25 protein-coding genes and 2 pseudogenes are annotated in these 25,013 nt (G+C 66.1%); 11 read left to right on the top strand and 16 right to left on the bottom strand.

The genetic code is table 11. The annotated features are described in order from the left end of the window. Positions 1-3 precede the first annotated feature (3 nt). Genes WM2015_RS01605 through def form a run of 5 tightly spaced genes read right to left on the bottom strand, consistent with a single transcriptional unit; the run spans position 4 to position 5,413 of the window. Positions 4-2,154 carry a sensor histidine kinase gene (locus tag WM2015_RS01605; protein ID WP_049724393.1) on the bottom strand — a complete coding sequence of 717 codons (2,151 nt, stop codon included), beginning with the start codon at positions 2,152-2,154 and terminating at the stop codon, positions 4-6. Next, positions 2,151-2,702 carry a DUF4390 domain-containing protein gene (locus WM2015_RS01600; RefSeq protein ID WP_049724392.1) on the bottom strand — a complete coding sequence of 184 codons (552 nt, stop codon included), beginning with the start codon at positions 2,700-2,702 and terminating at the stop codon, positions 2,151-2,153. The genes WM2015_RS01605 and WM2015_RS01600 overlap by 4 nt, the downstream gene beginning before the upstream one ends. After that, positions 2,662-3,978 carry a 16S rRNA (cytosine(967)-C(5))-methyltransferase RsmB gene (gene rsmB, locus WM2015_RS01595; RefSeq protein WP_049724391.1) on the bottom strand — a complete coding sequence of 439 codons (1,317 nt, stop codon included), beginning with the start codon at positions 3,976-3,978 and terminating at the stop codon, positions 2,662-2,664. Before rsmB ends, WM2015_RS01600 begins: the two co-directional genes overlap by 41 nt. After that, positions 3,975-4,904: a methionyl-tRNA formyltransferase gene (gene fmt, locus WM2015_RS01590; protein WP_049724390.1), complete on the bottom strand. Its 930-nt coding sequence runs from the start codon at positions 4,902-4,904 to the stop codon at positions 3,975-3,977. Before fmt ends, rsmB begins: the two co-directional genes overlap by 4 nt. Then, positions 4,901-5,413 carry a peptide deformylase gene (gene def / locus WM2015_RS01585; protein WP_049724389.1) on the bottom strand — a complete coding sequence of 171 codons (513 nt, stop codon included), beginning with the start codon at positions 5,411-5,413 and terminating at the stop codon, positions 4,901-4,903. Before def ends, fmt begins: the two co-directional genes overlap by 4 nt. Before the next feature lie 99 nt (positions 5,414-5,512). Between def and WM2015_RS01580 the strand changes: the two genes are divergently transcribed. From WM2015_RS01580 to hemF, 5 genes are all read left to right on the top strand, one after another. Further along, on the top strand, positions 5,513-6,712 hold the full coding sequence (locus WM2015_RS01580) for a LysM peptidoglycan-binding domain-containing protein (protein WP_049724388.1): 1,200 nt from the start codon (positions 5,513-5,515) through the stop codon (positions 6,710-6,712). Between the two features lie 12 nt (positions 6,713-6,724). After that, on the top strand, positions 6,725-7,894 hold the full coding sequence (gene dprA / locus WM2015_RS01575; protein ID WP_049724387.1) for a DNA-processing protein DprA: 1,170 nt from the start codon (positions 6,725-6,727) through the stop codon (positions 7,892-7,894). Further along, positions 7,895-8,371, top strand: a complete 477-nt coding sequence (locus WM2015_RS01570) for a Smg family protein (protein ID WP_049724386.1) — start codon at positions 7,895-7,897, stop codon at positions 8,369-8,371. A gap of 66 nt (positions 8,372-8,437) precedes the next feature. Next, entirely contained in the window at positions 8,438-10,888 is a 2,451-nt protein-coding gene (locus tag WM2015_RS01565) for a DNA topoisomerase I (RefSeq protein WP_049724385.1), read from the top strand. Positions 10,889-10,902: 14 nt separating this feature from the next. Beyond that, positions 10,903-11,820, top strand: coding sequence for an oxygen-dependent coproporphyrinogen oxidase (gene hemF, locus WM2015_RS01560; protein WP_049724384.1), 918 nt, complete (start codon positions 10,903-10,905; stop codon positions 11,818-11,820). Here the strand turns inward: hemF and WM2015_RS01555 are convergent. Continuing rightward, positions 11,781-12,797, bottom strand: a complete 1,017-nt coding sequence (locus WM2015_RS01555; RefSeq protein WP_049724383.1) for a serine hydrolase domain-containing protein — start codon at positions 12,795-12,797, stop codon at positions 11,781-11,783. The two genes, hemF and WM2015_RS01555, sit on opposite strands and share 40 nt — an antisense overlap. 75 nt (positions 12,798-12,872) lie before the next feature. On the opposite strand from WM2015_RS01555, the gene WM2015_RS01550 reads away from it, so the two are divergent. Further along, a complete protein-coding gene (locus tag WM2015_RS01550) occupies positions 12,873-13,706 on the top strand; it encodes a methylated-DNA--[protein]-cysteine S-methyltransferase (protein WP_049724382.1) in 834 nt (277 codons plus the stop codon). A 15-nt stretch (positions 13,707-13,721) separates the two neighbouring features. Here WM2015_RS01550 and WM2015_RS01545 read toward each other — a convergent pair whose 3' ends face one another. Both WM2015_RS01545 and WM2015_RS01540 read right to left on the bottom strand, forming a co-directional pair. Further along, the gene (locus tag WM2015_RS01545; RefSeq protein WP_049724381.1) at positions 13,722-14,339 is read right to left on the bottom strand and encodes a rhomboid family intramembrane serine protease; all 618 of its coding nucleotides are present in this window, start codon (positions 14,337-14,339) and stop codon (positions 13,722-13,724) included. After that, positions 14,336-14,800, bottom strand: coding sequence for a c-type cytochrome (locus tag WM2015_RS01540; protein WP_049724380.1), 465 nt, complete (start codon positions 14,798-14,800; stop codon positions 14,336-14,338). Before WM2015_RS01540 ends, WM2015_RS01545 begins: the two co-directional genes overlap by 4 nt. Positions 14,801-14,848: 48 nt before the next feature. Here WM2015_RS01540 and WM2015_RS01535 point away from each other — a divergent pair, with 48 nt between their 5' ends. Then, the gene (locus tag WM2015_RS01535) at positions 14,849-15,451 is read left to right on the top strand and encodes an LOG family protein (protein WP_049724379.1); all 603 of its coding nucleotides are present in this window, start codon (positions 14,849-14,851) and stop codon (positions 15,449-15,451) included. Positions 15,452-15,459: 8 nt separating this feature from the next. Next, positions 15,460-16,290, top strand: a complete 831-nt coding sequence (locus WM2015_RS01530; protein ID WP_049724378.1) for a BPSS1780 family membrane protein — start codon at positions 15,460-15,462, stop codon at positions 16,288-16,290. Between the two features lie 33 nt (positions 16,291-16,323). Here WM2015_RS01530 and tatC read toward each other — a convergent pair. The 4 genes and pseudogenes from tatC to WM2015_RS01510 all read right to left on the bottom strand — a co-directional run. Then, positions 16,324-17,070 (bottom strand): annotated as a pseudogene (tatC, locus tag WM2015_RS01525) (twin-arginine translocase subunit TatC); the annotation flags it as partial. After that, complete coding sequence (tatB, locus tag WM2015_RS01520; RefSeq protein WP_049724376.1) at positions 17,045-17,344, bottom strand: Sec-independent protein translocase protein TatB; 300 nt, start codon at positions 17,342-17,344, stop codon at positions 17,045-17,047. The pseudogene tatC and the gene tatB, both read right to left, overlap by 26 nt. 9 nt (positions 17,345-17,353) lie before the next feature. Continuing rightward, positions 17,354-17,557, bottom strand: coding sequence for a twin-arginine translocase TatA/TatE family subunit (tatA, locus tag WM2015_RS16180; protein ID WP_049724375.1), 204 nt, complete (start codon positions 17,555-17,557; stop codon positions 17,354-17,356). A 38-nt stretch (positions 17,558-17,595) separates the two neighbouring features. After that, entirely contained in the window at positions 17,596-18,549 is a 954-nt protein-coding gene (locus WM2015_RS01510; RefSeq protein WP_156200744.1) for an NHL repeat-containing protein, read from the bottom strand. 154 nt (positions 18,550-18,703) lie between these two features. Here WM2015_RS01510 and hemH point away from each other — a divergent pair, with 154 nt between their 5' ends. After that, the gene (gene hemH, locus WM2015_RS01505; protein WP_082169815.1) at positions 18,704-19,837 is read left to right on the top strand and encodes a ferrochelatase; all 1,134 of its coding nucleotides are present in this window, start codon (positions 18,704-18,706) and stop codon (positions 19,835-19,837) included. A gap of 100 nt (positions 19,838-19,937) precedes the next feature. Next, positions 19,938-21,749 (top strand): DNA helicase RecQ, encoded by a 1,812-nt coding sequence (gene recQ, locus WM2015_RS01500; RefSeq protein WP_049726931.1) that lies wholly within the window; start codon positions 19,938-19,940, stop codon positions 21,747-21,749. Here the strand turns inward: recQ and WM2015_RS01495 are convergent. Continuing rightward, a complete protein-coding gene (locus WM2015_RS01495) occupies positions 21,735-22,292 on the bottom strand; it encodes a hypothetical protein (protein WP_049724373.1) in 558 nt (185 codons plus the stop codon). The two genes, recQ and WM2015_RS01495, sit on opposite strands and share 15 nt — an antisense overlap. 18 nt (positions 22,293-22,310) lie before the next feature. Here WM2015_RS01495 and trmH point away from each other — a divergent pair, with 18 nt between their 5' ends. Continuing rightward, positions 22,311-22,925: a tRNA (guanosine(18)-2'-O)-methyltransferase TrmH gene (trmH, locus tag WM2015_RS01490; protein ID WP_049724372.1), complete on the top strand. Its 615-nt coding sequence runs from the start codon at positions 22,311-22,313 to the stop codon at positions 22,923-22,925. Positions 22,926-22,995: 70 nt separating this feature from the next. On the opposite strand, the gene pdxH is transcribed toward trmH, so the two are convergent. The 3 genes and pseudogenes from pdxH to xrtH all read right to left on the bottom strand — a co-directional run. Further along, a complete protein-coding gene (gene pdxH, locus WM2015_RS01485) occupies positions 22,996-23,586 on the bottom strand; it encodes a pyridoxamine 5'-phosphate oxidase (protein ID WP_049724371.1) in 591 nt (196 codons plus the stop codon). Then, entirely contained in the window at positions 23,583-24,401 is an 819-nt protein-coding gene (locus WM2015_RS01480) for an SDR family oxidoreductase (RefSeq protein ID WP_049724370.1), read from the bottom strand. Before WM2015_RS01480 ends, pdxH begins: the two co-directional genes overlap by 4 nt. Continuing rightward, a pseudogene (gene xrtH, locus WM2015_RS01475) lies at positions 24,398-24,958 on the bottom strand (exosortase H); the annotation flags it as partial. The gene WM2015_RS01480 and the pseudogene xrtH, both read right to left, overlap by 4 nt. Positions 24,959-25,013 lie beyond the last annotated feature (55 nt).

Raw genomic sequence — 25,013 nt, 5'->3', positions numbered from 1 at the left:
GCGCTATTGTAGCGGGGTCTCGCCGTCGGCATGGGCGGCCGGCAGCCAGATCCGCACCTCCGCGCCCTGCTCGACGTTGCCCACCTGGATCTGCCCCCCGTGCTCTTCGATGATGCGCCGCACGATGGCCAGGCCCAGGCCCGTACCACGCTGCTTGGTCGTCACATAGGGCTCGAAGATGCGCTCGATGACCTCCGGATCGAAGCCGGAACCATTGTCGAGCACGCGCCAGCGCACGCCAGGGCCGGACTCGCCCACCTGCGGGGCCAGCTCGATCCGCAGCTCCGGACGGCCGTCGGGGTGCGCCTCCTGCGCGTTGCGAACCAGATTCAGCAGCACCTGACGAAGATTGGCCGGGTCGGCCAGCACCGGAGGCGTGCCCACCTCGACCTCAAGGTCGAAGCGCACGGGCAGATCCCCACTGGCATAGAGATCGGCCACCTCGCGCACCAGCAGATCCAATCGGACCGCTTCGCGCTTCAGACGCACGGGCCGCGCGTAGTCGCCGAAGGCATCCACCAGACGCTTGAGGGTCTCGACCTGCGCACGGATCGTGCGGGTGGCTCGATCCAGCAATGCGCCCTGAGTTTCGTCCAGTACCGGCTCGAGCTTGTACTTCAGGCGTTCGGCGGCCAGCTGGATCGGGGTGAGCGGGTTCTTCACTTCATGCGCCAGGCGACGAGCGACCTCGGCCCAGGCCGCCTCCCGCTGCGCCTGATCGAGGACGGTGACGTCATCGAAGATGACCACTTGCCCACCGATTTCGGGCGGCAGATCGGAGCCGCGGCAGACCAGGACCACGGTGTGATCGGGCGGCCCCAGCTGGATTTCCTGACGCCAGTCCCCGGAAGGGCTGCCCATGCGTTCGATCAGGATGTCGAGGAGAGCAGCCAGATCCGGTCGCTCGGCACGAACCCGCTCCAGCGACTGTCCCTGGCGGCCTTTCAGGTCGAGAATCCGCTCGGCCGATTCGTTGTAGGCGCTCAGCCGACCCTCCCCGTCGATGGCCACGACGCCGGCCGACAGCCGGCCAAGCACGATCTCCAGGTAGCGGCGCTGGGATTCCAGGGCCTGGCGGCTTGCGGCCAGTTCGCGGGTCATGACGTTGAAATCGCGAACCAGAAAACCGAGTTCATCCCGGCTGGTCACGGGCAGTTCGTCCGGAAAGCGGCCGGCAGCCACCTCGCCGGTGGCCTGGGCCAGGTCGCGCACCGGCTGCGACAGACGGCGGGCGGCATTGAAGGCCACCAGCATCGCCAGCAAGGCCGTCAACAGAAGCACCAGGGTCAGGATCAGGACCAGGCTGTGCTGCAGGCGCTCGCGCAGGAAGCTCACGTTCAGATAACGGTAATAGGCCTGTTCGACGCCGTCGGCCAGCGCCCCGAAGTCACCGGGTAGCGGATAGATGCCCTGGACCAGGCGCGGCGAGGCGCCGAAACCGCTCTCGTCCAGGCGCACCAGCACGCGAACCGAGAACTGCTCCGCATCGCGCTCGGCGGCGGCAAACTGACCGTCTTCGAGGGCCTGGGTCAGGGCGAAGCTGCTGGGCAGGTTCGCGGTCAAGCGGGCCGGGTCGATATGCACCGAGACGATGGGCCGGCCGGAGGCGTCGAGCAGACTGAGCTCACTGGGGCCCGCCGTACTGAGCTCGCGCAGGAATTGTTCGAACAGACGATCCTCGTCATCGGGATCGAGACCTTCGGCCAGCCGACCGAGCTGCTCGCCGACCTCGCGGGTGCGAAGCTCGATGAACAGCTGCCCGAGTTCGATCGAATCCGACAGGGCCGACTCGACCTCCACGTTCAGCCAGCCCTCGACGGTTTCGTCGAGGAATTCCAGCGCGAACAGGTAGAGGATCACTACCGGCGGCAGGGCCAGGGCAATGAAGACGGCCACCAGACGAGCCGTCAGCCTGGCGCCCGGCTCGCCACGCCGGAGGCGCTGGATCAGACGAACGAGACGACCGACGATCACGACCACAAGCGCCAGCAGGGCCAGGCCGGTGATCGAGAACACCCACAGTGCCATGCGGCCAAGCTGGGTGGATTCCTGCTCGACGCTCGACACCAGGTAGAGGGCGCCGAGCAACACGGCCAGCACGGCCACCAGGGGCAGGGCACGAAGCAGACGCCGCAGACCGGATCGCGCCCTCATGCCTGCGGCTCCGGCGGGAAGACCCAGCTGTGCCAGGGGCCCTCGACCCGCCAGCGTCGATCGAACCAGGCCGGCAAGCGCATCGGCGAAGGAAGGCGGGTGCGATCGAGGTAGGCCCGCAACTGGACCTGCCAGCGGCGCTGTTCCACCTCGGCCTCGCTCAGACCGGTCGAATAGAAACGCTGCCGGGCCATGGCGCTGGTCAGCATGCCGAGGCGTGGATAGCGGGTGCGCGTATCGGCCCGAACATCGAACACTTCATAGTCACGCAACAGGGGCAGATAGCGAACCTCGAAGCGATGGTTGTGCGTTCGATCTTCGAGGGCAACCAAGCCGTGGTGCTGGCTGATCCGCACGGACAGCTCCAGCGGAACCACCACGCCATGATGGAGCGCTTCGACCACATCCGGGCCCAGCCGCCAATCGATCGCCGTGCGGAAATACAACTGACCATCGCGCCAGACCGGCGCTGGCTCGATCAGATCGATGGATGCGTTCGATGGTGCATCAGACTGGCAGGCGACGCACAGCCAGATGGAAAAAACCATCGAGATCGTTCTCGCCGGGGAGAATCTGGCGGCCGGCCGACCGCGCGCGGCCCGGGAGTTCGGCATGCTCGATGACTTCACAGTGCTCACAGGACTCCAGAAAGGCCCGGGCCTGACGCTCGTTCTCGTCGGCCAGGATCGAACAGGTGGCATAGACAAGGATACCGCCGGGCGCGAGCAGCGGCCACAGCGCGCGCAGCATCTCGGCCTGTCGCTCGACCAGTTCGGGCAGATCGCTGGCCTTGCGAAGCCAGCGGATGTCGGGATGGCGACGGATCACCCCGGTGGCCGAGCACGGGGCATCGACAAGAATACGATCGAAGGGGCGTCCGTCCCACCAATCCTGCGGCCGGGACGCGTCACCTTGCAGACAGCGCGCCGCCAGACCCAGGCGTTGTAGAGTCTCGCCAACCCGCTCCAGCCGCTCGGCGTCGACGTCGATCGCGGTCAGATCGAGCGCGGCCCGCTCCAGCATATGCGCCGCCTTGCCACCCGGGGCACTGCAGGCGTCGAGCACGCGCAGTCCGTCCTCGAGCTGGAGATAGTCCACCGTCAGCTGGGCCGCGCCATCCTGCACCGACAAGCCCCCCTCGGACCAGCCAGGCAGATCGCTGATGCGCACGCGCGTCGGCAACAGCAGCGCGTCCGGCAACGGTAGATCGGGCAGCTGCGCCTCATGACCTGCCGCTCGCAGCGCCTGCAGAGCCTGCTCGCGGCTCCAGTGACGTCGGTTGACGCGCAGCCAGAGCGGTGGCGCCTGATTGCCGGCCTCGAGAATGGCGCTCCAGTCGTCCGGCCAGTCGGCACGCAGTGCCTCGATCAACCAGCCCGGATAGCCGAAGCGAATCGTCTCGTTGTCCGCCAGCCTCGATTCGAATGCCGAGCGCTCGCGCAGGTAGCGCCGCAGCACCGCGTTGATCATCCCGGCAAGCCGGCTCAGACCACCCGACCGGGCCACCTCCACCGCGGAATGCACGATCGCGCGCTCCGGCTCACGGCCTTCGCGCAGCTCGGCCAGGGCAACGGCCAGCACGAAGATCGCCAGGCGATCGCGACGAGCCGGCGGGCGGTCCATCAAAGCCGAGCTCAGGGCCTGAACGGCCGGCCAGTCCCGCAGCACCGCATAGGACAGGCGTCGAGCCAGCGCACGATCAGGACCATGCTCCAGTTTCGAAAGGGGAAGCTGGAGGGCCTCGTCCAGGGACTGCCCTCGATCAAGCACCTGGCGCAGGGCCTGGGCTGCCGCCAGCCGGCCGCCGACCGCGGGCCGATTCACGCCCAGTCCGGGTGGCCGTTGAGCCAATCGCGGGCCGACACCCGCTTGCGTCCGGGCGCCTGCAGGGAAGCAATGGCCAGCGCCCCCTGACCGCAGGCGACGACGATTTCTCGTCCTTCACCCGCCCCGCGGATCAGGCGGCCGGGTTCGGCCGAGATCTGCTCGATCGCTCGCGCCTCGAAGATCCTGCAACTCAGGCCTTCGATGTCGCCGAAGGCGACCGGCCAGGGATTGTAGGCGCGCACCTGGCGAGCAAGGTCCACGGCCGGTCGAGACCAATCCAGACGCGCATCCTCGCGCTGAATGAGCGGGGCATGGGTCGCCAGCGCATCATCCTGTGGCTGGGGCTCGGGCAAGGAGCCCTCGACCAGGCGCTTCAGGCCGTCGAGCAACAGGTCGGCGGCCATCGGTGCCAGGCGATCGTGCAACTCACCAGCGGACTCGTCCGGACCGATCGGCGTTGCGCTCTGCAGAAGCACGGGTCCGGTATCGAGGCCCACGTCCATCTGCATCAGGGACATCCCCGTCTCGACATCACCGGCCAGCACCGCCTGGTTGATCGGGCTGGCGCCGCGCCAGCGCGGCAACAGGGAAGCATGCAGATTCCAGCAGCCATGCACCGGCAGCTCGAGCACGGCCCTGGGAAGCAACAAACCGTAGGCCGCAGTAATGATGATGTCGGGGCGCAGTTCACGAAGCGGCCGCTGGGCGTCCTCCGATTTCAGACTGGCGGGCTGAAGCACCTCGATCCCGGCCTCGAGCGCGCAGGCCTTGACCGGCCCGAAGCGCAGCTTTCGCCCCCGTCCAGCCGGCCGGTCCGGCTGGCAAAGCACCGCCATGGGACGATGGGGGGAATCGATCAGGGCCCGGAGCGCCGGCACGGCGAACTCCGGCGTGCCGGCAAAGATCGTTCTCAGGCCGCTCACGCGTTCGCTCGTTCCAGACGCTGCTGCTTCTTCAGGCGCTTTTCGACCATGCGTCGCTTGAGCGGCGACAGGTAATCTACGAACACCTTGCCATCGAGATGATCGATCTCGTGCTGGATGCAGACCGCCAGCAGACCGTCGGCTTCAAGCTCGAAAGGCTGGCCTTCGCGATCGAGGGCCCGGACCTTGACCCGCTCGGCGCGCTTGACCTCGGCGTAGACGCCGGGAACGGACAAGCAACCCTCCTCACAGTTCTGGCTCCCGTCGCGATCGATGATCTCGGGGTTGATGAACACGCGCGGCTCGCTCTTGTCCTCGCTCAGGTCCATGACCACGACGCGAACGCCCTGATTCACCTGGGTCGCCGCCAGGCCGATCCCGCGGGCCTCGTACATGGTTTCGAGCATATCGTCGGCCAGCTGGCGCTCGTTTTCGGTCACTTCATCGACCGGTTTCGCCACCCGCCGCAGGCGAGGATCTGGAAATTCGAGGATCGTCAGTCTTGACATAAGATGAAAAAAATCGCTTAAGCGTGCGTTTTACAATGATAATGTTTATGATAGCCTCAAGAATTCAAGCCTGTCGGCACCGTTGGAGGGAATCGCTCCGTGAAACGCATACTGACCGTCGTGGCAATTCTTGGCCTGGCATGGGGGAGTGTACAGGCTCAGGATGTCGAGCTGCGCGAAGATCATCCACGTGAGTACGTGGTTCAGGAAGGGGACACCCTGTGGGACATCGCCAGCCGGTTTCTGACCCGGCCCTGGCAGTGGCCGGCCATCTGGCAGGCCAATCCGCAGATCGACAATCCGCATCTGATCTACCCGGGTGATGTGATCTCCCTGGAGTTCGTCGGCGGTCAGCCTCGCCTGACAATGAACCCGGACGACTCGATTCGGCGCCTGTCGCCGGAAATCCGGCGCGAAGACATCAGCGGCCCGATCAGCACCATTCCCTACGATGCGATCGAGCCCTTCCTGCGCAACCCCCGGATCGTGACGGCCGAAGAACTCGACGGCCTGCCCTACGTGGTGGCCAACTACGACCAGCGCATGACTGCCAGCGCAGGTGATCGCACCTACGTGCGCGGCATGGAAGATGCCCAGGTCGGTCAGGAAGTGATCCTCGCGCGTCTGACCTACCAGTTCGAGGACCGGAGCGGCGGCGAAGCGCAGCAACGTCTGCGCCGCAATCGCATGGGCCGAGGCGACGCTCAGGTGCCCGCCGACGTTCGCCCGGCCAGCCCGCTCTGGCGTTCGACCTTCGGCCAGATGGAGCGCTTCAACTACCCGATCATCGGTTACGAACTCTGGGAGTCGGCACGGGCTCGTGTGGTCCATGTCGGTGACCCGACCACGCTGGAAATCATTTCCGGTCGACGGGAAGTCTCCGAAGGCGACTACGTCCTGCCGATCGACTACCACGTCTACGACGCCAACTTCTTCCCGCGCGCCATGGACGAGATGCCGGAAGACGCTCGCGTCCTGAGCGTCAGCGAGGCCTACCATGGCGTCGGCCACTACCAGATCGTGGCCATCTCCATGGGACAGGCCGACGGCATTCAGGCCGGCCACACCTTCTCGGTCTTCCGCCCGGGCGAGACCATTCGTGACGAACAGCGGTATCCGCTGATGAGTCGGGCCGCCTGGAAGGAATCGGACCGCCGCTTCGTGACCCTGCCCGATGAATACGCCGGCCATGTCATGGTATTCCGGCCTTTCGAGCACATCAGCTATGCCATCGTGCTCGACGGCGGCCGCGAAATCATGGTCGAAGACCGCCTGGATCACCCAGACCGCACGCCCTGATCGGGCGTCGGCATGCCTCGAAAGGAGCGCGCCCGCGACTGGCTGGCGCTCATTCTTGCTTCCGGTCTCGGGCCGCGCCGACTGGCGTCGCTCGAGACCGAACTCGAAGCGCTGGCAGACTGGTCCTCGCTGAGTGATACGCAGCTGCGTGCACTGGGACTCGAGGCGCCGCAGATCCGTGCCCTGCGCGCGCCGGATCCGGAGCGTCTCGACGCCGCCCTGGACTGGCTCGAGGACCCGGAACACCATCTCCTGACTCGCGATGACGAGCTCTTCCCGCCCCTGCTGAACCGCATTCCGGACCCGCCGATCGCCCTGTTCGTGGTCGGCGAGCCCAGCGCCCTGATCGCACCGCAGCTGGCCATCGTCGGCAGCCGCAATGCGACCGCCGGCGGCTTGCACCATGCTCGCGATTTCGCGGCCACCATTGCTCGCGCCGGCTTCACGATCACCAGTGGCCTCGCCGCCGGTGTCGATGCGGCGGCCCACGGCGGCTGCCTCGATGCCGGCGGGGTGACCGTGGCCGTGACCGGCACGGGACCCGACCGCGTCTACCCCGCGAGCAACCGCGACCTTGCCCGACGAATCGTCGACGAGGGTGGCGTGATCGTCACTCCCTTCGCCCCCGGCACCCCGGTCCGCTCGGGCAATTTCCCCGCGCGCAACCGGATCATCAGCGGAATGAGCCTGGGCACCCTGGTCGTCGAGGCCGGCTTGCGCAGCGGCTCCCTGATCACCGCCCGCCTGGCCGGCGAACAGGGGCGGGACGTCTTCGCGATCCCGGGCTCGGTGCACAACCCCCTGGCGCGCGGCTGCCATCGCCTGATCCGCGATGGCGCCCGGCTGGTCGAGACCGCCGATGAGGTGATCGAGGAGCTGGCGCCGCTGGCCGGCGAACTGGCGGCGCGGATTCGAGAGCGCCTCGCCGCCGCCGACGGGGGTTCTATTGACAAAGGGGCTCACACCCCCCATGTCGAGATGGACCCGGAGCATGAACGGGTGCTCGAAGCAGTGGGCTACGATCCGACCCCGGTCGATGAGATAATCCGCCGCTCGCAGTTGACGACCGCCGCCGTATCCTCCATCCTGCTGATCATGGAGTTGGACGGTCGAGTCGACGCGCATCCGGGAGGCCGCTACAGTCGAACCGGCCACCGCCCCGCCGACAAGGAACAGGAGTGAATGAAGGAAAACGTGCTTGATCTGCTGATGTATCTCTTCGAGAACTACATCTACGAAGAGCCGGAGAGCACGCCGGATCGCGAGAGCCTGAGCGACAGCCTCGAAGAAGCCGGGTTTTCCAGCGCCGAGATCGAACGGGCCTTCACCTGGCTCGATGGCCTGGCCGAACAGCGCAAGCTGCCCGAGCTGGGCCACCACGGCGACAATCCGATCCGGGTGTTCAGCGAGGAAGAGTGCCAGCGCCTCGACGTCGACGCCCGCGGCTTTATTCTGTATCTTGAGAATGCCGGCGTGCTGGATGCGGTTCGCCGGGAACAGGTGCTCGACCGCCTGTCCGCACTGGACAGCGAGGAAATCGACATCGAGGACGTCAAGTGGGTGGTCCTGATGGTGCTGTTCAATCAGCCAGGACAGGAAGCGAATTACGCCTGGATGGAAGACCTGATGTTCGACGATCAGGGCGAACTCAGGCACTGAGCGAGGTTGGCGCGGCCGGTCTCGAGGGAGACAACGGCGTAAGGGACTCGCCCGAACCACGAATCTATGGCCAAGAATCTACTCATCGTCGAGTCGCCCGCCAAGGCGACCACCATCAACAAGTATCTGGGCAAGGACTTCGAGGTCCTCGCCTCCTATGGCCACGTCCGCGACCTGGTCCCCAAGGAAGGCGCGGTCGACCCCGAGCACGACTTCGCCATGCGCTACGACATCATCGAGCGCAACAAGAAGCACGTCGACAAGATCGTCGCCGCCGCCCGCAAGTCCGACGCCATCTATCTCGCCACGGACCTTGACCGCGAAGGTGAGGCGATTTCCTGGCATATCGCCGAGATCCTGAAGGAACGCGGTGTGAACGGCGCCCGCCCGATCAAGCGGGTGGTGTTCTCGGAGATCACCAAGAGCGCGATCGAGAAGGCGATGCGCGAGCCGCGCGACCTGGCCAATTCCCTCGTCGACGCCCAGCAGGCGCGTCGTGCGCTGGACTACCTCGTCGGCTTCAACCTCTCGCCGCTGCTATGGAAGAAGGTTCGCCGGGGCCTCTCGGCCGGCCGGGTCCAGTCGCCCGCGCTGTGCATGATCGTCGAGCGCGAGGAGGAGATCGAGAAGTTCGAGCCGCGCGAGTACTGGACCATCGAGGCCGACCTGGGCGAGACCGAGGAGCAGCGCTTCTCGGCCAACCTGGTCAAACTGGATGGCAACAAGGTCGAGCAGTTCGACATCGACAACGAAGCTCGGGCCACGGAAGTTCGCGAGCAGATCCAGCGCGATGCCGACGGACGATTCAAGGTGGCGCGGATCAACAAGCGCCAGCGTCGGCGCCGCGCCCAGCCGCCATTCATCACCTCGACGCTGCAGCAGGAGGCGGCGCGCCGCCTGCGCTTCACCACGCAGCGGACGATGCGGATCGCTCAACAGCTCTACGAGGGCATCGACATCGGTGGCGGCAATCAGGGCCTGATCACCTACATGCGAACCGATTCGGTGGCCTTGTCGGCGGAAGCCCTGGGCGAGATTCGCGCGACCATCGCCAGCGAGTACGGCGAGGAGCTGGTTCCCGAGAAACCCAATTTCTATCAGTCGAAGTCGAAGAACGCGCAGGAAGCCCACGAGGCCATCCGCCCGACATCGGCAGGACTGACGCCGATCAAGCTCAAGCGCCATCTCTCGGAGGATCAGTACAGGCTCTATCAGCTGATCTGGAATCGGGCCGTGGCCAGCCAGATGATTCCGGCCGTCTACGACACGGTCAGCGCCGAGTTCGACGTCGGCTCGGCCACCTTCCGCGCCTCCGGCTCGACCCTGGTCCAGCCCGGCTTCCTGAAGGTCTACCAGGACGCCCAGGCCGACACGGACAATCGTCTGCCCGAGCTCAACGAGGGCGACGAGGTGATCCTGACGGAAGTGCGTGGTGAACAGCATTTCACCGAACCGCCACCGCGCTACTCCGAGGCGAGCCTGGTCAAGGCCCTCGAGGACTACGGCATCGGCCGACCCTCCACTTATGCGTCGATCATCCAGACCCTGAAGGATCGCGAGTACGTGGAGCTAGAGAATCGTCGCTTCACGCCGACCGCCACCGGCCGCGTGGTGGCGAATTTCCTGTCCAAGCACTTCGACCGCTACGTCGACTACGACTTCACCGCCCGCCTCGAGGACGAGCTCGACGCGATTTCACGCGGAGAAGAGGATTGGGTGCCACTGCTCAGGGAGTTCTGGCAGCCGTTCATCGACCGGGTCCACGAGAAGGAAGAAACGGTCAGCCGGCAGGAAGCCCAGCAGGCTCGCGAACTCGGCACCGACCCGAAAACGGGCAAGCCGGTCATCGTCCGCCTGGGCCGCTATGGGCCCTTCGCCCAGATCGGCCAGGCCGAGGACGAGGAAAAGCCCCAGTTCGCCGGTCTTCGGCCGGGCCAGAAGATGGAGACGATCACGCTCGAAGAAGCCCTCGAGCTGTTCAAGCTGCCGAGGGATCTAGGCGAAACGCCGGAGGGCGAGCCGGTGCAGGCCAATATCGGTCGCTTTGGCCCCTATATCCGCTACGGGGCCCGCAATTTCGTCTCCCTCAAGGACGTCGATCCCCATGACGTGACCCTCGAGCAGGCGCTGGAGCTGGTGGCCCAGCACAAGCAGATGCTGAAGGACCGGATCATCAAGTCCTTCGACGAGGGAGGGATCGAGATCCTCAAGGGCCGCTATGGCCCCTTCGTGACCGACGGCAAACGCAATGCCAGCGTGCCGAAGGACGTCGAACCGGAATCACTGGATCTCGAGCAGTGCAAGAAGATGCTGGACGAGGCCCCACCCAAAGGTCGGCGCGGGAAGTTCGGCAAGAAAAAGGCCGGCGGCAAGAAGTCTGGGGCCAAGAAGACGGCCAAGAAGAAGACGGCCAAGAAGAAGGCGTCGAAGAAGAAGGCAGGCAAGAAGAAAGCCGCGAAGAAGAAGGCGTCGAAGAAGAAGACCACCAGGAAATCCTCGGCCAAGTCCACCGCCTGATTCAGGAGTCGAACATGTCTGCCCCAGACCTGATGGCGGTGCACCGCTATCTGACGGATCTGCAGGATCGCCTGTGCGCTGCCTTCGAAGCCTGCGACGGTGACGGGCGCTTTCACGAGGATGCCTGGCAGCGACCGGAGGGCGGCGGCGGACGGACTCGCGTGCTCGAGAACGGTGCGGTGTTCGAAAAGGGCGGCGTCAACTTCTCGCACGTCCATGGTGATGCCCTGCCGCCGGCTGCCAGCGCGCGTCGACCTGAGTTGGCCGGGCGAAGCTTCCAGGCCGTCGGCGTTTCGGTGGTCATGCATCCGAGCAATCCCTACTGCCCGACCAGCCACGCGAACGTGCGCTTCTTCATTGCCGAGAAGGACGGCGAGCCGCCGGTCTGGTGGTTCGGCGGCGGCTTCGACCTGACCCCGGTCTATGCCTTCGATGAAGACTGCCGCGACTGGCACCGGGCCGCCGAGATCCTGACCCGGCCCTTTGGCGAATCGGTCTATGCCGAACACAAGCGCTGGTGCGACGATTACTTCTACCTCAAGCATCGTGGCGAGACGCGCGGCGTCGGCGGCCTGTTCTTCGATGACCTGAATGCATGGGGTTTTGACCAGAGTTTCGCCTACCTGCGCGCCGTCGGTGATGGCTATCTCGCCGCCTACCCACCGATCGTCGAGCGACGCAAGCACACGCCCTACGGTGAGCGCGAAGTCGAGTTCCAGCGCTATCGACGGGGCCGCTACGTGGAGTTCAATCTGGTCTATGACCGCGGCACCCTGTTCGGACTGCAGTCCGGGGGCCGGACCGAGTCCATCCTGATGTCGCTACCGGCCGTGGCCCACTGGCGCTATGACTGGCAGCCCGAACCGGGCAGCCCGGAAGCCGCCCTGAACGATTACCTCAGACCCAGGGACTGGCTGGCCGACCCGGCCTGAGTCCTCACGGCCACCTCGACCAGACGCTTCAAGCGCCCGAAGTAGCGCCCGCCGGGCGAGGGTGGATTGGGGTCGGAGGTAATGACCACGGTCATGGCCGCATCGGGCAGAACGAACAGGGCCTGCCCCCCATAGCCACGGCCGTAGTACGCCGTCTGGCCAGCCAGCTCGGTGACGAACCAGCCATAGCCGTAGTCATCTCCCGACCAGGGCGAGGTGCCGCGGGGCTGCCAGGACGCATCGATCCAGTCCCGGTTCAGCCCGCGCCGACCATCCAGCTCGCCACCGAGGCGATACCATTCGCCGAGCCTGGCCAGGTCACGGGGGCTGATGTGCATGTCATTGCCGCCGAATGCGATGCCCTGTGGATCGCTGGGCCAGTAGCCCAGGCGAATCCCGAGCTGGCCCAACCAGTCGCGGGCCAGGGCCTCGGTGGAACGCCCGCTGACCTCGGCCAGCACCGCCGACAGGAGATGGGTCGGGCCGGTGGAATAGATCATCCGGCCACCCGGTCGGTCGCTCATCGGACGGGTCAGCACGTGCGCCACCCAGTCCTCGCTCTGCACCCAGCGCCCGTAATTCCGCCCGGAGGTGCTGGCCAGGCCGGCCCGCAGGGACAGGGCATGGTCCACGGTGATCCCTTCAGCGCCCGGCGTGGCCGCAGCGGGAAAGCGCTCGCCCAGCAGCTCGGCCAGGGATTGATCCACGCCTTCGATCAGACCCCGCTCGATGGCCATGCCGACCAGGGTCGACATCACGGTCTTGGAAACCGACTTGAGATTCGCCGGCCGATCGAGCCCCGGGCCTCCCTGCACGTGTTCGAGCACGACCACTCCGTCCTGCAGGACGATCAGGGCATGCAGGCGATCCAGCTCTTCCGCCGCTTCGACGATGCGATCGACGGAGGCGACCGCCCCGGCCATCGGCAAGGCCCACAGCAGGCCGACGATCACCAGTGGTTTTGCAAGGAACACCATCCGGCCAATGTATCGCCCGACCGTGAAGGCAGGATTCGGGTTGTCTGGCCTGTAAACGCACCCTAATCTGACGGCATGAACGACTATCAGCGCATCGAACGGGCCATCGCCTGGATCGAGGAACACTGGCGGGAGCAGCCCTCGGTCGAGGCCATGGCCGGGGCGATCGGTCTGTCGAGCTCGCGCTTTCACCGTCTTTTCCGGCGCTGGGCCGGCATCACCCCGAAACGTCTGGTCGAATTCCTGACCGCCACGCATGCCCGCAAGCAATTGATCGCGCAGACGCCGCTGCTCGACACTGCACTGGACAGCGGCCTGTCCGGGCCGGGGCGGCTGCACGATCTGATGGTCACGGTGGACGGCGCCACGCCGGGCCAGATTGCTCGCAACGGACAGGGGCTGGATCTGGTCTGGGGACTGCACGAGGGGCCCTTCGGCCACTGCCTGATCGCCGAGAGCCCACGCGGCGTCTGCCTGCTCGATTTCGTGGCAGAGGATTCCCGATTGCAGGTCGCCGCAAAAATCGCTCAGCGCTGGCCTCAGGCCGCCCTGACCGAGGCCCCGGAGCGCACCCGGGCCACCTTCGATCGCATTCTCGCCAGCCTGCGCGGCGAGGCGACACCACCGAAGGCGGCCGTTCTGGGCAGCAATTTCCAGATCCGGGTCTGGGAGGCACTGCTGCGCATCCCGCCCGGTCGGATGATCAGCTATGGCGAGCTGGCGTCGGCCATCGGCGCCCCGGGCGCCAGCCGTGCCGTCGGCACGGCCGTCGGGGCCAACCCGGTGCCCTTGCTGATTCCCTGTCACCGCGTGCTGCGGCAGACCGGCGATTTCGGTCAATACTCGGGCGGGCGTTTGAGAAAGCGCGCCATCCTGCTCTGGGAACAGGCCGAGGCGCCTTCGAGCTGAGCCGAAGACGCGGCCTCAGAATCGCCGGCGGCGATGATAGTCCTGTCGTCCCCAGTAGAGGATCAGGCCCAGGCCGAAGAGCATGCCACCCAGATGCGCGAAATGCGCCACCCCGGACATCGTCCCGGTCATGCCGAAGAACAGGGTCAGCGCTCCATAGATGATCACGAAGTACTTGGCCTTCATCGGGATCGGCGGAATCAGCAGCATGATCATGCTGTTCGGATACATCATGCCGAAGGCCAGCAGCAGGCCGAACACCGCTCCGGAGGCGCCGATCGTGTGGTAGACCTCACCCGTCAGGGCCGTGACCAGCAGCTGGACCAGGCCGGCGCCGACCATGCAGACGAAATAGAAGATCAGAAATCGGCGCGTCCCCCAGGCCCGCTCGATCGGCAGCCCGAACATGTACAGGGCGAACATGTTGAAGAACAGGTGCCCGAGGCCACCGTGCAGGAAGCCATAGCTGACCAGCTGCCAGGGCATGAAGTAGGGATGACTCACCGGCCAGAGCGCGAAATTCATGATCACCGGGCCGACGTTGGCCATCTCCAGAAAGTAGGCCAGCACCGTGATCCCGATCAGGATGAAGGCCACCGGCGGACCATTCCGACCCGGCAAGGCGGCATTCATTCGCCCATCTCCAGACGGGCTTCGAGACCTTCCCGGCCGTTGAGCGGACGGGTGTCCTCGGCTTCGCGCAGGGCCGCGACGTCCGCTGCCGTCAGCGAGATCTCGCGATCTGCCCATTGATCACCAATGAAGGCCAGGATGGCCGCGATGTCCTCATCGGGCAGATGGCTCATCGGCGGCATGTAGCCGCGATAGGTCTGGCCGGCCACTTCGATCTCGCCTCGCAGGCCGTAGAGCACGATCATGCCCAGGCCTCGATCGGGCAGCTGCAGCCACTCGGAGCCGGCCAGCGGCGGAAAGGCCGGGGGCTTGCCCTCGCCGGCATTGCCATGACAGGAGGCACACCAGCGCAGAAACTCACCCTGCCCCGGGGCCAGCTCCGGGCCCGAAGCCGGCTCGGAGCCGCAGGCGGTCAACAACAGGCTCAGCAGCAGGGCCGCCAGACCGGGTGCCGGGCTCACACGCCGGCGTTTACAATGATGCGTTTCCATCGATCCTCTCGAAAGCTCATGTCCATTGAACGAGTCACGGTCTACGCAGCCTCCAGCCAGGCGCTCGCTCCTGCCTACCTGGACGCCGCCTCTCGCCTGGGCAGGACCCTGGCCGAGGCCGGCATCGGCATTCTCTACGGCGGCGGCAGCCGCGGACTGATGGGCGCCATGGCCGATGCCGCGATGGATGCCGGTGCCGAAGTCCATGGCATCATCCCCGAGTTTCTCACACAGGTCGAACAGGGACATCAAGGCATCACTTCGCTGGAGATCGTGCCCGACATGCACACGCGCAAGGCGCGCATGCTCACGGACTCCCAGGCCGTGATCGCCCTGCCCGGGGGCTGCGGCACCTTCGAGGAGGTCTTCGAAGTCATGACGCTCAAGCGACTGGGACAGTTTCTGGGCCCGATCGTTCTGGTCAACACCAATGGCTACTACGATGGCCTGCTAGACTTCCTCGCCCAGAGCGTGCGCGAGCGTTTCATGAGTCAGACGCATCTCGATCTCTGGCAGACGATCGACGAGCCCGAGGAGGTCCACGAGGCGCTCAGCAAGGCACCCCGCTGGTCGGCCGAGCGTCTGCTCCAGGCCGCCGTCGATCATTCGGAGCCGCGATGAGCGGGCCCATGCTTCGCCGCGTCGGCTTCCGGACCGGCCTGGCCTGGCTGCCGGCCGGCGCCGAACGCCTGGCGGCCAACGTCCGTCCCCTGCTCGGCGTCGCGTCACTCTGGCTACTGGTTTCATTGCTGGCTTCGCTGATCCCCCTGCTCGGGCAGCTGACCCTGATGGTGCTGACGCCGCTGTTGACCGCGGGACTGATGCTGGCCTTCGACCGACTCGGTGTCGGCGCCGCGATCACGCCGGGCATGCTGTTTGCCGCCTGGTCCGATCCGGGGCGGCGCGGCAGCCTGATCGGCCTGGGCGTGGTGAGCCTGGCGGGCACGGTCCTGGCGGCCCTGCTGTTCGTCGGCTGGCTGACCGCGCAGATCGATCCCGCGCTGCTCGAGGCCAACCTGGACAACCCTCAGGCCCTGGCCGAGCTGCTCAGCGGCCAGAGCTTCGGCCCGGGCCTGTTGATGGCCATGAGCCTGTTCCTGTTCATCATGGCCTGCCTGTTCTTTGCCGTGCCCCTGGTCATGTTCGGCGGGCTGCCGATGGGACGCTCGATCACGGCCAGTCTGACCGCTTGCCTGCAGAATCTCACGGCGATGCTGGGCCTGCTGCTGGCCACCATCGCCCTCGGCATGGCCATGGGGATCATCCTGGCGATCGTCCTGCCCTTCCTGAGCCTGGCCCTGGGTCAGTTCGGTGCCTTTCTCGCCCAGCTGGTCATGATGGCCGCCACCCTGTTCGTTCAGCTGGTGCTGACGGGCGCCCAGTACCAGGCCTTTCGCGACGTCTGGGGATGGGAACCACGGCCGGATTCCGGCCCCGGTGATGATCAGCTGCTCGCCTGAAGCGGCGATTCAGTCCGCGCCGGAGTCGGTGGCTTCGGCGCTCGGGCGTACCAGCACCCGCGACATCACGATGCCCAGCTCGTAGAGCAGCCAGACCGGCAGGGCCAGCAGGGTCTGGGAGAACATGTCGGGTGGGGTGACGAGCATGGCCACCGTGAACACCCCGATCACCACGTAGCCACGAACGCGCGCCAGTCCCTGGGGCGTGACCACGCCGATGGCGACCAGCACGATCGTGGCGACCGGCACCTGGAAGGCGACGCCGAAGGCGATGAACAGGGTCAGCACGAAATCGAGGTAGCGATTGATGTCGGTCATCACCGACACGCCCTCCGGCGCCATCGCCGTGAAGAAGGCGAAGATCACCGGAAACACCACGAAATAGGCAAAGGCACAGCCCGCGTAGAAGAGCAGCACCGAGGCCGCCAGCAGGGGGCGGGCGAGGCGCTGTTCGTGGCGATACAGGCCTGGGGCCACGAAAGCCCAGAGCTGATAGAGCACGGCCGGCATGGCCAACAGGATGCCGAGCAGCATGACCAGCTTGAAGGGCGCGAAGAACGGCGAGGTCACGTCGATCGCGATCATGCTCGAGCCTTCCGGCAGCTGACGCACCAGGGGCTCGGAAAACAGGGTGTAGAGTGGCCGCGAGAAGGGCACCAGCACCAGCACCGCCACGGTGACGGCCAGCAGGGCCTTGAGCACGCGACCGCGCAGTTCGAGCAGGTGCTCGATCAGGGTCAGCTCGCGATCGGTCTCACTCGTCTCGCTCACGCTCCACATCCTTGCTGGCGCCCGGCTGATCGCGAGTGATTTCCTTGCCCGTCACGGCCGCCTCGACGTCGGCGCGCGCCTTGCGCGCGGCCTCCATGATGCGGCGATTGTGCTCGTTATCGAGCTCGGCCTGGAACTCCCGGCGCAGGTTCTGCCAGGCACCGGAAGCCATGCGATGCATCTTGCCCACTCCGCGGGCGAGCTCGGGCAGCCGACGCGGCCCGACCACCAGCAGGGCGATCACGGCAAGCAGCATCAGCTCGGTGAAGCCGATGTTCCCCATCGGGAGCGATCAGGGATTCTTGGGAGACTGGTCCGAGGAATCGGATCCGGCGTCGGAGCGATTCTGATCGTCGTCGGCATTTTCGCCCACGCCCTTGCGGAACTCGCGGATCGCGCCGCCCAGATCACTGCCCAGGCTGCGAATCTTCTTGGTGCCGAAGACCAGTAGGACGATCAGAAGAATGATGACCAGTTGAAACGGGCTGATAGGCATGGCGGTAGAACTCGAAGTGGCCGTGGTTCGTCAGTGTATCAGCTGTGGCGACTGCGCAGCTGCACGACGGCCAGGCCGAGCAGTACGAGCATCAGGCTCAATATGGCGGCCGGTGACAGCGCGGGAACGGCCAGCGGGGATCCGGCCCCTGCCAGGCCGCAACCGACCGGCGAACTCACGGCCAGGGATTCGAAGCCGACGATGGTCTCGGCCACCTGTTCGGCTCGCCCCGATTCGGGGTCGATGCGCAGAATCGCGCTGGGGAAATCGCCACCCGGAACGGCCCGACGATCGGTGATCGCCCAGAGCACTCCGTCTTCGTCGAAGGCCAGCCCGGCGTTGTTGTAGGGCAAGGCCGCGTCGCCGAGCGGGCCGACCAGCTGTGCGGAGCCGGAGTTCAGGTCGATCGAATACAGGTTGGGGGCCAGCGCGCGGCCAGCCGCGTCCAGTCCCACGCCGATGCCGTAGGCACGGTCACCGATGATGGCCAGATCGGAGATCGGCGCACCGAGGTCGCCGGCCTCACCGACGGCCGTCAATTCACCGGAAGCCAGGTCGGCCCGGAACAATCGCTGCTGACCGCTCGAAATGACCCAGGCACGCCCCGAACAATCCATGGCCATCCCGAAATCGAGGTTTTCAGACTGGGCCACGCCCATGTTGGAGCGATTGGTCTGTCCGCCGACCGGGATGGCCAGACCGGAAGTCTGACTGACCCGGACCAGGGTCTTGCTGTCATCGTCGGCACCGAACAGGGTGCCGGAGGCATCCAGGGCCAGGCCCTCCAGATCGAAGAAGCCGGTCCAGCCGATGTACTCCGCCTCGCCGGTGGCCAGATCGACTCGCCATAGCGCGTCCACGCGCTGTGAATCGACTTCGTTGCCACGGGAATTGACCGCCAGACCATAAGGCCCCGCCCACGCGAGAACACTGCACGCCAGAAGGGCGAGCAGGGCAAGCGAACGAAGCAGGGCCATGGGTGCGCTACGCACGTCGGGCATTTCCATCCGAGACTGGGGCCAGAAGCATAGCAGAGTCCGCGTCAAAAGCCCACAGCCTCGGGGCGGCGCGCCGGAGACCGTCAGCGCTCACTGCGCGGCCGGTAGAATGGTGGTCATCGATGAAGACTCGGTCCCGGAAAACGAAATGAGCAAAGCCAAGCTGATCACCACGCGCGAAGCCACCCGCCAGGTCCCGGCCCACTGCAAGGCCCCGAGAGCAGCGATCCTGATGGTCAATCTGGGAACGCCGGACGAGCCCACGGCACCCGCGCTGCGACGCTACCTGCGCCAGTTCCTCAGCGATCCGCGGGTGATCGAGGTCCCGAAGCCGATCTGGTGGTTCATCCTCAACGGCATCATCCTGCCCTTCCGCGCGCCGAAGTCGGCCAGGGCCTATGCGTCGATCTGGACCGAACACGGCTCACCGCTGCTGATCAACAACCGCCGCCTGGCCGACGAACTGCAGCGCGAGTTGCACAGGACCCTGCCCCGGGTCGATGTCATGCTCGCCATGAGCTACGGCCAGCCCTCCATCGACCAGGCCATCGACCGCCTGCGCGCCGAGAACATCCAGCGGCTGCTGGTCCTGCCGCTGTACCCGCAATACTCGGCCACGACCACGGCCTCGGTCTTCGATGCAGTGACCCGCTCACTCGGCCGCCTGCGCTGGCTGCCGGAAGTCCGCTTCATCAATGACTACTGCAACGAGCCGGACTGGCTGGACGCGATCGCCGCCAGCATTCGAGATCATCAGAGCCAGCACGGCCAGGCCGATCAACTGCTGTTCTCCTTTCACGGCATTCCGAAGCGCAATCTCCAGGCCGGCGACCCTTACTACTGCCAATGCCAGGCCAGCGCACGCCAGATCGCCGAGCGCCTGCAGATGCCCGACAGCCAATGGAAGCTCAGCTTCCAGTCGCGCCTGGGCAAGGCCGAGTGGCTCAAGCCCTACACCGACGAGACTCTGCGCACGATGGCGAAGAACGGCGTCAAGCGGGTCCAGGTCATCTGCCCGGGCTTTTCCATCGACTGCCTGGAAACCCTGGAGGAGATCGCCGAGGAGAATCGCGAAGAGTTCATCGAGGCGGGCGGTCAGGAACTCGAATACATTCCCTGCCTGAACGACAGCCCGGCCCACGTCAAGCTGCTGGCCAATCTGTGCCGCAAGCACGGCCAGGGCTGGCCGGAATTCGCCGGCCAGCGGGCCGCGGGCGAGGACGCGCTGAAAGCGCGCGTCGAACGTGCCGACCAGGCCGCCGAACGCCTGAATCTGGGTTGATTCGAGCCGATGTCCTACGTCAGTGCACCGCAATCAGCCGATGCCGCTCGAATCGCCTCGCGGCAAGCTGTCTCATCCGAAGCGGCTTGACGAGAACCCCATGAGCAGCACCACCCCGGAACGCGACCCGCAACGAATCCTGGAGCGGGTCTTCGGCTACCAGGCCTTCCGTGGCCAGCAGCGCGCGATCGTCGACTCCATCATCGACGGCCGCCATGCCCTGGTCCTGATGCCCACGGGTGGCGGAAAGTCCCTGTGCTATCAGATTCCGGCCCTGGCACGGCGGGGCACGGCCGTCGTGGTCTCACCGCTGATCGCCCTGATGCGAGACCAGGTCGAAGCCCTGACCCACAACGGCGTGGCCGCCGCCGTATTGAACTCCAGTCTGGACGCGGCCACGCGCCAGCAGACCGAGCGCGACCTGGTCGAAGGTCGCCTGGACTTGATCTACATCGCTCCGGAACGCCTGCTGCGCGAGCCGATGCTGCGTCTGCTCGAGCAGACCGAGCTGTCCCTGATCGCCATCGACGAGGCCCACTGCGTCTCCCAATGGGGACACGACTTCCGACCCGAATACCTGAAGCTGGGGGTGCTGGGCGAGCGCTTTCCGGACGTGCCGCGCCTGGCCCTGACGGCCACCGCCGACGAGCGCACCCGGGCCGAGATCCGGCGCTGCCTGCTGCCCGCCGAGGCCGAGACCTTCATCGACAGCTTCGACCGGCCGAACATCCGCTACCGCGTCGGCCTGAAGCACCGCGCGCGCGAGCAGCTGCTGAGTTTCATCCAGAACGAGCACGCCGGCGAGTCCGGCATCGTCTACTGCTTTTCGCGCCGCAAGACCGAGCAGACGGCGGCCTGGCTGAGCGGCAATGGCGTTCGCGCCCTGCCCTACCATGCCGGGCTCGGCGACGAAGAGCGGCGGCAGCACCAGGATCGCTTCATCCGCGAGGACGGTCTGGTCATCTGCGCCACGATCGCCTTCGGCATGGGCATCGACAAGCCCGACGTGCGCTTCGTCGCCCACCTCGACCTGCCCAAGAGCATGGAGGCCTATTACCAGGAGACCGGGCGCGCCGGCCGCGACGGCCTGCCCGCCGATGCCTGGATGGTCTACAGCCTGGCCGATATCGTGCAGATTCGCCAGCTGCTGGATCAGTCCGGCGCCGGCGAAGCGCAGAAGCGTCTCGAGCGCGAACGCCTCGAAGCCCTGCTGGCCTACTGCGAACATGCCGGGTGCCGGCGCCCGGCCCTGCTCGCCTACTTCGACGAGACCCACCCCGGGCACTGCGGAAACTGCGACAACTGCCAGACCCCGCCCACGACCTGGGATGCCACCGAAGCCGCGCGCAAACTGCTGAGCTGCGTCTACCGCACCGGCCAGCGCTTCGGCGCCGGACACCTGGTCGACGTGCTGCTCGGCAAGGACAGTGATCGCATGCGCCAGTTCGGCCACGATCAGCTGAGTGTCCACGGCATCGGCACCGAGCACGACAAGGCCACCTGGCATTCGGTCGTCCGCCAGCTGCTGGCCCTGGGCTACCTGCGCCCGGATCCCGAAGGCCACGGCGGTCTGGTGCTCGACGACAGCTGCCGCGAACTGCTCCGCGGCGAGCAGAAACTCACCCTGCGCGAGGACATCCGGCCGGCCGGTCGCAAGCGCGCCGTCAAGGCGCGAGCCGACGTCGACACCGGATCACCGCTCTGGCAGGCCCTGCGCCAGTGGCGCACGGCCACGGCCGGTGAAGAAGGCGTGCCACCCTACGTGATCTTTCATGACGCCACGCTGGCGGCCATCGTCGAAGCGGAACCCGAGTCTCTGGACGAGCTGGCGGGCATCAGCGGCGTCGGACGCCACAAGCTCGATCGCTACGGCGAGCAGGTTCTCGAGGTCCTCGCCTCAATTCAGACCTGAATCGCCCTGCGTGTCCTCGGGCGGCGGCTGCGCGACCAGATCGTAGCTGACCAGTGACCACTCGGCATCGTCGTCGACCCCACCGCTGTTGATCCAGCGCGCCTCGTACCAATAGCCCTGCCAGGTGAAGCGCCGGCTGCGAACTTCGCCGGGCACGGCGGGGTTGTAGCCGGGCGGCGGCACTTCGAACAGATCGGGCAGCGGCAGGCGCTCCAACCACTCCGGCGCATAGGCCCGCAGTAGCTCGCGATAGCGCTCCTCCCACCGGCCGGGGCTGCCGACCCGGCGCTCGGGATGATCGAGGTGGGCGGCCAGCAGCAGCCAGCGCTGACCCGACCAGGCCGCGAGCAGCTGCATCTCCCAGCCATCGTCGGTGTAGCGGTACATTTCGCTCCGATCTCCGGTCTGCCGCGCCGGTCCGGCCTGGGCCAGAGTCTCGGAGAGGAGGCTCGTCAGGCGGGTGAAATCGGGATCGTCCTGAGCAGACAGTGATGCGCTCAGGCACAGCAGCAGGATCCATCCGAAGGGGCGCAGGCAGCTCATTGGCGCTACCATACCCGGATGACCCCGCAACGCAAAGCCCGGATCGAGGCCATCGCTGCCTGCCGGCAACCCGACCTGACCGTGTTCATGGAGCGGGTGCACAAACCGCACAACGTCTCCGCCGTTCTGCGCACCTGCGATGCCGTCGGCATCATGCGCGCCCATGCCGTACCCGCCGGAGGCACCCTGCCCAAGCTCAACCACACCTCCGGCGGTGCCCAGCGATGGATCGAGCTGGTGCGCCATCGGGACAGCGCAGAAGGCCTGAAGGCACTCAAGCAACAGGGCTTCCGCCTGTACGCGGCGCATTTTTCCGAGCAGGCGATCGACTTTCGCACGCCGGACTACACGAAACCCACGGCGATTGTTCTGGGCACGGAAAAATTCGGCGTCAGCGACGAAACCGCCACGCTGGTCGATGAACACATCGCCATCCCGATGCACGGCATGGCGCAGTCGCTCAATGTCTCGGTCGCTACCGCCCTGGTGCTGTACGAAGCCGAGCGCCAGCGTCGCGGCGCCGGCATGTACGAACCCCGATCACTGGCCGAAGAGCCCTGGAAATCCCTCGCCACCGACTGGATCCAACGCGACCTCGACCGCTACAGGAAGCCAGCCCCGAAGCGTCCGTAGAGGCCGACCGAAGGCGAGATCGGGTAGGGAAGCTCTGAATAACCATGCTCGGGCGCCCGACGAACCCTGCTCATGGATACAGCAGCGTCTCGTTCCAGACCCCGTCACTCAACTCGAAACACACGCGCTCGTGCAGGCGGAATTCCCGCCCGTACCAGAACTCGACGCGGCGCGGACGGACTCGGAAACCCGACCAGTGTTCCGGCCGCGGGACCTCACGGCCTTCGAAACGGGCCTCGATCTCGGCGATGCGATCGAGCAGCTCCTGGCGGCTTTCCAGGGCCTGGGACTGACGCGAGGCCCAGGCGCCGATCTGGCTGCCTCGCGGCCGGCTCGCGAAGTACGCATCGGCCTCGACCGGGCTGACCGGTTCGGCCACGCCATCGACCAGCACCTGTTCTTCCAGCTCGCGCCACCAGAACACCAGTGACACATGCGGGCACTGGGCCAGATGGCGGCCCTTGCGCGAGTTCAGGTTGGTGTAGAACACGAAGCCGTCCAGGTCGGCGTCCTTGAGCAGCACCGTGCGCGCCGCGGGCCGACCTTCCGCATCCACCGTGGACAGGTTCATGGCCGTCGGCTCGGGCAGATTGGCCGCCCTGGCGCGCTCGAAACCTTCCCGGAAACGCTGCAGCATGGCTTCGGTCATTTGCTGATTCATGATTGCTCCTCGATCAGTTCTCGATAGCCCGAGCGGTAGTCGGGGTGAATGAAGTCGTAACCGCTGTCTCGCAGGCGCTGGTTGCGGATGCGCTTGCCGGCAGCTCCGGCTCCGTCGGGATCGCGCCGGGGGGCGGCGAGGCCGAGCTCGGCGGCCAACCAGTCCAGCACCTCGCATCGGGGGCTGGGTCGATCGTCGCTGGCGCAGAGCACGGGGCCCAGGTCCGGTCGTTCGAGCAGATGGGCCAATACGCCCGCCACATCGTCGGCATGTATCCGATTGGTCCACTCTGGTGGCCGTTCTCGGCACCGCGCCTGACCGCCGGCGAGCTGGCGCAGCAACCAGGTCCGGCCCGGGCCGTAGATGCCGGAACAGCGCAGGACGCGACCGCCGGCCTCCCGCGCCAGTGCCTCCGCTTCGAGCAGGATCCTGCCGTTGAAGCCAGCGGGCTCGGTGGCGGACTCCTCATCGACCCAGGCGCCATCGTCCTGGCCATAGACGGCCGTGCTCGAGACCATGATCAGGTCACGGAAGCGGCTTGCCGCGAGCAGGTGGCGAAGGCCCTCGACGTAGATGGCCCGATACGCCTCCGGCCTGCGCTCGGGAGGTGTGGCCTGATAGACGATCGCATCGTAGTCGGACGCAAGACCCGCGAGCGTTGCAGGGCGCGTCAGGTCAGCCGCCAGGGGACGGATTCGGGATGGCAGGCGAGAAGGATCACGACGGAGTCCGGTGACCTCCCAGAGGTCCGGGTCCAGTCGATCCGCCAGGCGTTGCCCCAGATCACCGCAGCCGGCGATCAGGAGGCGCTTCATGAGTTGGCCGTGGCCAGATCGTCGTTGCCGGCACCCGGATCATCGTTTCGCGGGGGCCCTTCACGCGGCGGCAGGGTTCTCAGCCAGATCAGCCAGACCACCAGGGCATCGAGGATGATCAGGGCCTGCCAGAGATACAGGTGGAACCACTCGAACCAGGTCATGTTCCACTGGCCCATGTAGAACAGGCTGATGATGCGAACCAGGTTGAGGCCCTGGATGGCCACGAAACCGATGAAGAAGCCGATCAGCTTGCGCTTGAACGAGGCGGGAAAGGCGAAGATCGCCGCGAACAGGATGATCAGGGCTTCGACCCCGTTGCAACCGGGCTCGATGCTGATGCCGAAGCCCGTCGCGTTGTCCCAGATCTGCTTGCCGGCCGAGGTCACCCCATCGTCGAACAATTCGATGATGAACACGCTGATATGAGCGATGACCGCCGTGAACGGCAGGATCACATGGTCCTGCACGGGTTTGAGCACTTCGATCGTGAACAGGCCGAGAATCAGAACCACGAACAGGATGGAAAAACGCAGCATCGGGGCACACGAAAGCCAGCAACAGGAAGCGGCAGTTTAGCAAATGCCCGCCACCGACTTGTCACGTCCAGGC

It is taken from the genome of Wenzhouxiangella marina, from assembly GCF_001187785.1.
In the GTDB taxonomy this organism is placed as follows: domain Bacteria; phylum Pseudomonadota; class Gammaproteobacteria; order Xanthomonadales; family Wenzhouxiangellaceae; genus Wenzhouxiangella; species Wenzhouxiangella marina.
This window is presented reverse-complemented; position numbering and strand designations above follow the sequence as displayed.